The sequence below is a fragment of the Mycobacterium sp. E3298 genome (assembly GCF_001666895.1).
Lineage (GTDB): Bacteria > Actinomycetota > Actinomycetes > Mycobacteriales > Mycobacteriaceae > Mycobacterium.
Window position 1 is genome coordinate 1 of the sequence record NZ_LZJB01000195.1, and the last position, 7,249, is coordinate 7,249.

At 67.6% G+C, this 7,249-nt stretch carries 7 protein-coding genes; 3 read left to right on the plus strand and 4 right to left on the minus strand.

All coding sequences use genetic code 11. The features are described from left to right. On the minus strand, positions 1–1,034 hold a 1,034-nt coding region (locus A9X05_RS09145; RefSeq protein WP_156736579.1), incomplete at its 3' end, for an aromatic ring-hydroxylating dioxygenase subunit alpha. A gap of 150 nt (positions 1,035–1,184) precedes the next feature. Between A9X05_RS09145 and A9X05_RS09150 the strand changes: the two genes are divergently transcribed. Continuing rightward, positions 1,185–2,423 (plus strand): cytochrome P450, encoded by a 1,239-nt coding sequence (locus A9X05_RS09150; RefSeq protein WP_067760521.1) that lies wholly within the window; start codon positions 1,185–1,187, stop codon positions 2,421–2,423. An 8-nt stretch (positions 2,424–2,431) separates the two neighbouring features. On the opposite strand, the gene A9X05_RS09155 is transcribed toward A9X05_RS09150, so the two are convergent. Next, positions 2,432–2,623, minus strand: coding sequence for a ferredoxin (locus A9X05_RS09155; RefSeq protein ID WP_046185638.1), 192 nt, complete (start codon positions 2,621–2,623; stop codon positions 2,432–2,434). 18 nt (positions 2,624–2,641) lie between these two features. After that, a complete protein-coding gene (locus tag A9X05_RS09160) occupies positions 2,642–5,026 on the minus strand; it encodes a CoA transferase (protein WP_067780781.1) in 2,385 nt (794 codons plus the stop codon). Between the two features lie 99 nt (positions 5,027–5,125). Here A9X05_RS09160 and A9X05_RS09165 point away from each other — a divergent pair, with 99 nt between their 5' ends. Beyond that, a complete protein-coding gene (locus A9X05_RS09165; protein ID WP_067760517.1) occupies positions 5,126–5,947 on the plus strand; it encodes a FadR/GntR family transcriptional regulator in 822 nt (273 codons plus the stop codon). A 10-nt stretch (positions 5,948–5,957) separates the two neighbouring features. Then, the gene (locus A9X05_RS09170) at positions 5,958–6,677 is read left to right on the plus strand and encodes an SDR family oxidoreductase (RefSeq protein ID WP_067760515.1); all 720 of its coding nucleotides are present in this window, start codon (positions 5,958–5,960) and stop codon (positions 6,675–6,677) included. Here A9X05_RS09170 and A9X05_RS09175 read toward each other — a convergent pair. Further along, positions 6,640–7,249, minus strand: a 610-nt coding sequence (locus tag A9X05_RS09175; protein WP_067780784.1) for an LLM class flavin-dependent oxidoreductase, incomplete at its 5' end; no start/stop codon positions are given. The two genes, A9X05_RS09170 and A9X05_RS09175, sit on opposite strands and share 38 nt — an antisense overlap.

The window sequence follows — 7,249 nt, forward strand, 5'->3', positions numbered from 1 at the left end:
CACCGGCGAAGGGCCGCATAGTCGTGCGCCTCTTCGGGAGCCAGGTTCGGCTTCTCCAGGTACTTCATGTTCTCCCACGTGAAGAAGTCCTGTTTGATGACTTCTTGCTGCAGCGCCAGGAATTTGGCCGCGCGACCGGTCGGCACGTCGCCCGTATCGCCGGGCTCGCGGACCGACGCCTGTGTGTAGAAGTAGTCGGTGTAGTCCTCGTCGACCGGCGTTTGCCCCGTGACCTGCACGGTGGCCACCAGCTCGCTCGGGAAGCGGACCACCCCCAGCCCCAGGGAGTAGTTGTCGTAGATGATCTTGGCGTCGACCGGCCCGTTGGGGGTCAGCCAGGTCGACGCGCGCCCGCCGCCGAAATGGGCGTTGACGGTCGCGTGCAGGTGATACCCGGAGACCTCGAACGACGCGGTGGTGGCGGGATTGGCGGCCTTGTGCACGTATTGCACGTGGTACGGGTCGGCGGCGTTCTCGATGATCATCTGCGGGTGCACCTTCACCCGGTTGAGCATCTGCGTGTGCGGGTGCAGCGGGTAATACTCGTTGGTTTCCAGTTCGGGCAGCACCGGCGGCTGCCAGTACGGTGCCCGCCCGTGCCGCTCGTGCCAGGCGAGGATGAAGCCGTACCACTCCACGGTCGGGTAGGTGCGGATGCGGACGTTGTTCTTGCAACCGATCTTGCTGTAGGGAATCAGCGCATTCGTGCCGTCACCCCGCCAGCGCCAGCCATGCCAGGGGCAGACGATGTTGTCGCCTTCCACCGTGCCGCCGACGCCCAGGTTGGCGCCGAGGTGTTGGCAATAAGCGTCCATCACGTGCACCTGGCCGGACTCGGTGCGGAAGATGACGAGTTCCTCACCGAAGTAGTGCGCCCGCTTGACCGCCCCGGCGGCCAGGTCGGAGCCGAATGCCACGATGAACCAACCGGTCGGGAACCGATAGGTCGACAGCGCGATGCCGGCCTGTCCGAACTCGCGTTCCGAGGGATCTCCCGCCGGATCCGAAGCCGGGTCCGAAATTGTATGCGTCACGAGCTCTCCATATCCCGCCCTGCCCAGGCGAGCCGAGCGCAACTGGGCCGCCCTTCGATCACCGCGGTTCGACGACAAGGTCTATTTTTACTATTTTAAGCATTGAACGTCAACGCGGCGCCAACGCGTCCGACAGAGCGGGGTTTGAAGATGACGGCTGCGGCGGTGGACCTTTCCGACTTCGCCCTGTGGCGCAACGGGTTTCCCGACGACCTGTTCGCTGACCTGCGGCGCAACACGCCACTGTTCAGGCACGAACTGACCCCCGGCGTGGCCAAGACGGTGCACCGCGATTTCTGGGTGGCGACCCGACACCGGCACGCCGTTCGCCTGCACCGCGACACCGAGTCGTTCACCGCGGCCGACGGGCCGCTGATTCAGCCGGTCGCGATGTTCTCGTCGTCGCCAACGATCATCACGCTGGACCCCCCGGACCTGAACAAACGCCGCAAACTCATCTCAAATGCGTTCAATCCGCGAGCGATCGCAAAGCTGGAGGACGGCATCCGGGCGCGCGCGGCGCGGATGATCGACGACCTGCTCGCCGCGGGCGGCGGCGACTGGATCTCCGACGTCGCCGACGCATTGCCGATGACCGTGATCGGCGACATCATCGGCATCCCCGATCAGGACCGACCGCGCGTATTCGACCTCTTCGACCGCATCCTGAAGGCGCTTGCGCCCGAAGCCCGTCCGACCGGGCAGGTGGAACTCGAGCTCTTCGCCTCGGTCTTCGACTACGCCATGGAGCTGACCGCCGAGAAGCGGCGTAACCCGACCGATGACATCTGGAGCACCCTGGCGTCGGCGGTGATCACCGGCGACGACGGTGTGGAATTCAGGTTGCCCCCCAACGAACTCGAATTCTTCTTCTTCGTCCTGGCTTTCGCCGGCAGCGACACCACCAAGAACGCACTCGCGATCGGGCTGCAGGCCTTTCTCGCCAACCCCGAGCAGATCGAACGCTATCGGACGGACGAGGGCCTGCGCCCGACCGCGATCGAGGAGGTGTTGCGCTGGGCGTCACCGGTGGCCTATTGGACGCGCACCGCGAAGGTCGACGTGGAGATGGACGGCCAGCACATCGCCAAGGGCGAGCGGGTGGTGTCGATGCTGCGGTCGGCGAACCGTGACGAGGAGGTCTTCTCCTCGCCATTCACCTTCGACATCGGCCGTCAACCCAACCCGCACGTGGCCTTCGGTGGCGGGGGACCGCACCATTGCCTCGGCGCGATGCTCGCGCGGGCGGAACTTCGCGCGGTCTTCGACGAGCTGTTGCTGCGCTGCGACGAGATCGAGATCGGGCCGGCCACGGTGGCTTATCCGAACCTGATGACCAACATGTCGATCTACGACGAGATGTCGATCTCGCTGACCGAGCGGCGCTAGCCGCCAGGTCAGTCGATCAGCCGCAGCGCGGCCTTGGGGCACTGGTCCACCGCGGCCCGCACGTCGATCTCGAGCCGCGGCGGCACGGGTCCGTCCGCGATCTGCACCACGTCCTCGTCGCCCAGCTCGAAGACTTCCGGCGCCAGCGATTCGCAGAAACCGTTGGCCTCACAAAGGTTTTCGTCAACCGTCACGCGCATCAGATGCCCTCCACTTCTCTAGAGGCCCTTGGGTCGGGTCCCGATCACCCCGCTGCTCGCGAGGCGCGTCAGTTCTTCGTCGGTCAGCCCGCACCGATCACGCAGCACGTCCTCATTGTGCTCGCCCAACCGCGGCGGTGGTCGCAACAGCCAGCTGTCCTGGCCGGAAAGCCGCGCGAACGGTGGGCAGGGGTACAAGCCCGCGCCGGTGCTGGGGTGGTGCAGCGTCTCCAGGAAGCCCCGGTGGCGCAGTTGGAGATTGTCGGTGACCAGCGACGGCGACACGACCGGAGCGGCGGGTATGCCCGCGGCTGCCAAGCGCTCCACCGTCGGGTCACGCGGTTGCCGGCCGAACCACTCCGCTAGCCGGCGATCGAGGTCGTCGGCCCGCTGACACCGCCCCGTGACGGTGGACAGCTGCTCGTCACACCACGCCGGTCGATCCATCAACTCGACCAGCGCATGCCACTGCCGGTCGTCGCGCACGGTGACCGCGATCCAGTCGTCCTCCCCGGCGCAGCGGTAGATGTTCTGGATCGCATCGCCGAAACCGCGGTTACCCCGCCGGGTCAGCGTCGTCCCGAAGACCTCCGACTCGATCGCCTGTATCGCGGTGGCGTTCAGCACCGTTTCCAGCATCGGCAGCTCGACGAGCTGGCCCGATCCGGTGCGGTCGGCGAAGTTCAGCGCGGCCAGCACGGCGAAGGCGGCGTGCACGCCGGCCAGCGGGTCGCATGCCCCGCGCGGCGTGACAGGCGGGGTGTCGGGCAGTCCGGTCACCCACGCCAGGCCGGCGATCTGCTCCATGGTGGGGGCGAATCCGACCCGGTCCCGCCACGGGCCGTCCAGCCCGAAGGCGGGCATGCGGGCGACTACGAGCTTGGGGTTGACGTCCAGCAGCACGTCGGCGGTCAGGCCGAATTGCTCCATCACCCGGGGTGAGAAGTTCTCGATCACCACGTCTGCGCCGGCGGCCAGCTCGGTGAACAGGCGCCGCCCGTCTTCGGATCCCAAATCCAATGTCACCGAACGCTTGTTGGTGTTCATGGCGTGGAAGACCCAACCGTATTCCCACCAATCGTCGACGTCGGTGCGCATGCCGCCCGAGTAGCGGATGCCGTCGGGCCGCTGTATCGATTCGACCTTGACGACGTCGGCGCCGAACGCGGCCAGCAGGTGGGTCGCCGCGGGACCGGCCCAGAACGCAGTCAGGTCGACGATGCGCACACCGGACAGGGGAAGATCCGTCGCCGGCGACACCACGGCCATTTCTCTTGGAAGCGGAGCGTTTTCATCGTCAGCCTCGCCCAGGGCGGGGGCTACGCGCGGTGGGGCGGGCGCGCACTCCGACATCAGCCACGGCGCTCGCGGCTGGTGAAAGCCGGCGGGGTTGGCCACGAAGGCGCCGCGCTGCGTCACGTACTCCATCTCTCGGATCGTGGAGCCGTTGCCGAGCGCCGCGATGGGCAACCGGAACAGTTGGCCGAGCTCGACGATCTCCTCGACGGTCCGTTCAGCCAGCCAGGGGCCGATCTGTTCGCGGATCAGGTCGCGGTAGGCCCACCGGCCGATCTGGAAGCGGAGCTGTTCGATCTCCTCCAGCTGCGGGCACTCGACCATCGCGACGAAGTCGAGCCATTGCTGGCCGGTGACCATGGTGATCCCGACGTAGCCGTCCTTGGCGGGCTCGATCGACGGGACTTCCAGCGTGCGGCGAACCGGCGGCACGCGGAGCAGCTGAGAGTGCAGCCATTCGCTGCTCTGCATCGCGGTCAGGGCCTCGAGCATGGACAGGTCGAGGTGCTCGCCGGGTCCGCCGCGTTCGACGCGGCGGCGCACGGCCAGCACGCCGAACGCGGCATACACGCCGCCCATGTACTCCCCTAGGTCGCCGCCGATGGAGATCGGCGGCCCGGCGGGATCACCCCGGAAGCCGGGCGAGCCCGCCCACGCCTGCAGGGTGAATTCGCTGGCGGCTCGCCCGGCGTACGGTCCGGTCCAGCCGAAGTCGGAGATCGTGACGATGATCGCGCCCGGAGCCGCGGCCAGCAGCAGCTGCGGGTCGACGCCCAGCGACGCGGCCCGCTCGCGCCCGGCCGTGAGCACCACCACGTCCGCCGCGGCGAGTTCCGCGGAAAACCGCGAGGAGCCGGGCGGGCACGTGATGCTGCGCTTGCCTGCGCTGAGATACGCGAAAAACGGCGAGCTCTGCCCGTCCGGCACCGGTGACCGCGTCGCGGAGTAGTGGCGGAGCCAATCACCCTGCGGCGGTTCGATTTTGCGCACCTGCGCCCCGGCATCGGCCAGCAGCTTCCCGCAGTAGCTGCCGGCGATCCGGTCACTGATCTCGACGACACACAGGTCGTGCAGCGGTGTGGGCCGGCTGTCGGACCGCTCGCTCACTTACACCCGCCCTCCCGATCGACACGCGATCGAAGAAGCTATTTATACCATTACTGCTAAAATAGCTAAGCCAGCGAGTTGATTGGTTTCGAGGATCGGATGACCGACTTGGGAATTGGGCGCGACGCCCGTCGCCGATTGTCGGCGCCGCGGATCGCTGAGATCGTAGCCGACGAATTGCGCCGCCAGATCATCAACGGCGACCTGGCGGACGGCGACCTCCTGCCGCGCCAAGAGGTCCTCGTCGAGCAGTTCAACGTGAGTTTGGTTTCGCTGCGCGAAGCGCTGCGCATCCTCGAGACCGAGGGCCTGGTTTCGGTCCGGCGGGGTAATCGCGGCGGCGCGGTCGTGCACGCGCCGGCGAAGACCAGCGCCGCGTACATGCTCGGGCTCTTGCTGCAAAGCGAGTCGGTCGCGGTCGCCGACCTCGGTATGGCGTTGCAGGAACTCGAGCCCGCGTGCGCCGCGCTGGCCGCCCGGCGGCCGGACCGCGCGGACACGCTGGTTCCAGAGCTCAACAGGGTGAACGACGCCATGGCCGAAAACATCGAGGACGGCGCGCTGTTCACCGAAATCGGCCGGGAATTCCACGATCTCGTGGTGCGCGGTTGCGGAAACCACACCATCATCGCGGTGGTCGGCAGCTTGGAGACGCTGTGGACCAGCCACGAACAACAGTGGGCGGACGAGAGCGCGGCCCGGGGCACCTACCCCTCGCTGGCTCAACGCCGCGCCGTCCTCGGCACGCATGTCAAGCTGACCGAGACCATCGCGGAGGGCGACGTCGACAGGGCGCGCCGCATCGCGGGTCGCCATCTCGCCGACACGCAGACCTACGTGCTCTCGGATCGGCACGACCAACGTATCCACGCGCTGTCGCCGCAGGCTTTGTCGCGGACGCGGGATTTCCGGCAACCCTAAGAGGCGCCCCTTGAGAACCGCATTGGTCACCGGCGGCAGCGGCGGGATCGGCAAGGCGTGCGGTCGCAAGTTGGTCGAGCTGGGTTACGACGTGGTGCTGGCCGCGCGTCGCGAGGCTCCGTTGCGTGCCGCCGCCCAGGAGATCGGCGCGCGTCACCTGGTGGCCGACGCCTCGGATCCGGACGGATTCGTCGCGGCCACAAGCGCTTTGGAAAGCATCGACCTGGTCGTCCACGCCGCGGGCACGCTGGGCGGAACGTACGCGCGCAAGCAGACGTTCGAGCAGTGGCGGACCATCATCTCGGCCAACCTGGACTCGTGCTTCGTGGTCACCTCCGCCGCGCTGCCAAAGATGCGTGCGGGTTCGCGGTTCGTGTTCATCTCGTCGTCCGCGGCGCACGAACCGATGATGGCCCGCACCGCCTACTCGGCGTCCAAGGCCGGCATGAACGCGTTCGCCCGCGCCCTGGCCCTGGAGGTCGACCGCGACGGCATCGCCGTGCACCTCGTGACGCCGGGACCGGTGGAAACCGAGATGCTGCAGGATGTGCCGTTCGAGATGTACGCGATTCGGGTCTCCGACGTGGCGGACGCCGTCGCGTGGCTGGACACCGTCGACCCGTCCCTTGACCTGCCGGAGGTCCGGCTCAGCGCGGTGCAGCGCGGGCCGTTCGCCCGGCCGCCGGTCGTTCCTACCGAGGCGCGGCGGCGCCGCCAGGGAACGCCTTGATCACCGATTCGCCGAATTCGTGCAGGGAATCAGGCTTCGCGAAGTCGGTGAACCACACGTAGAACCGCTCGACCCCCTGAGCGGACAGACCGTCGAAGTGACCGATCAACTCGTCGGCGTCGCCGCACACCAGGCCGGAGCCCAGGTTGCCGAATCGGCGGAAGCTCACCTCGCGCACGGCCTTGGGATCGCTGGCGGCCCGGACAAATCCCACCATCTGCTGGATCGATACCCGGGCGGACCCCGCTTCCGGGGCCAGCTTGGGCAGCCGGTCGAGGTGGTTTGCCGGCACATTCCACCAATCCGCATGCCTGCGAACGAGTTCCATCATCCGCGGTCCCGTTCCGCCGAGGACCAGGGGTATCGGATGGGACCGGCGGGGGGACTGCGCGGACTCCCCCGTCCCGTCGCCCCAGTACTGCCGGATCAGCTCGAGATGCCGCCCGAGTTGCGCGACCCTGGCCTTCGGATCTTGCTGACCCACAGCGAATCTGGTGAACTCCGTGGGCCAGGATCCCGCACCCAGGCCCAGATCGAACCGGCCCTCGGATGCGTCGGACAGGGTGACGGCC

What these genes read in the sequence shown, in the direction of transcription:
- A9X05_RS09150 (WP_067760521.1), top strand. Translation starts at nt 1,185, where the DNA reads ATGACGGCTGCGGCGGTGGACCTTTCCGACTTCGCCCTGTGGCGCAAC.
- A9X05_RS09155 (WP_046185638.1), bottom strand. Translation starts at nt 2,623, where the DNA reads ATGCGCGTGACGGTTGACGAAAACCTTTGTGAGGCCAACGGTTTCTGC.
- A9X05_RS09165 (WP_067760517.1), top strand. Translation starts at nt 5,126, where the DNA reads ATGACCGACTTGGGAATTGGGCGCGACGCCCGTCGCCGATTGTCGGCG.